Source organism: Streptomyces sp. CO7, assembly GCF_053474865.1.
Map to the genome: position 1 here is coordinate 309,955 of NZ_JBRIOU010000001.1, position 834 is coordinate 310,788.

An 834-nucleotide genomic window follows, 5' to 3' on the forward strand; every position below is an offset into this window, starting at 1 on the left:
GGGCGGGCGCGGGCGCGACGGACCGGCCCGGGGCGCGGGTCGCGGCCCTGCGGGCGGCGGACGGCTGGCTCGCTGCGCTCACGAAAATTTCCTTCATCTCACGAGGTGTACCTGAAAGATATTTTCATCGCCTGCCGCGGTCAAGGGCGCGTGACAATGGGGGCATGAGCGCCATCAGCCCCCTCGAACAGGCCGTGCACGCGGCACGCGCCCTGGTCCTCGCCGACCTGGTAGCTGGAGACGTCGCCCAGGCCGACGTGGTTTCCCTGGTCGAGGACTCGGTGGTGCAGCGGCGCTGGTGGGTCGAGCAGTGGCCACAGGGCGCGGACTTCCTGCCCGGCCTGGTCGCGCAGGACGTCCAGGACGCGCTGCTCGACAAGTACGGGCGGTGGCCGCTGTGCCCGGTCTGCGCGCACGGCGAGCCGCACGCGCTGGAGATCGAGCCGGAATTGGGGCCCGACCCGCACTGGGTGTGCCACCAGGCAGGCGTACGGGTGGCGGCGGTCGGCGGGCTCGCCTCCGCCCTGCCGGGAACTTCCTGATCCGGTGGCCGCCTACATCGACCCGCCCGACTGGCCCGGCCATGGCCGGCTGTGGTCCCACCTGATCAGCGACGTCTCCTTCGAGGAGCTGCACGCCTTCGCGGCCGGACTGGGCGTGCCCGGCCGCGCCTTCGACGGCGACCACTACGACATCCCCGCCGACCTGTACGCCGCCGCGGTCGCGGCCGGGGCCATCCCGGTCCGCAGCCGCGAGATCGTCCGCCGCCTCCACGCCACCGGCCTCCGCCGCCGCAAGACCCCGGGCCCCGCCGACCTCCCCTGACCTCTCCGC

General features: G+C 73.6%; 2 protein-coding genes. Both read left to right on the plus strand.

Annotated elements, in window-relative coordinates:
* The first annotated feature begins 164 nt into the window (after window positions 1–164).
* A complete protein-coding gene (locus ACOV8S_RS01425; RefSeq protein ID WP_448315498.1) occupies window positions 165–542 on the plus strand; it encodes a hypothetical protein in 378 nt (125 codons plus the stop codon).
* 4 nt (window positions 543–546) lie between these two features.
* Window positions 547–825 carry a DUF4031 domain-containing protein gene (locus ACOV8S_RS01430; RefSeq protein WP_448315500.1) on the plus strand — a complete coding sequence of 93 codons (279 nt, stop codon included), beginning with the start codon at window positions 547–549 and terminating at the stop codon, window positions 823–825.
* The last annotated feature ends 9 nt before the right edge of the window (window positions 826–834 follow it).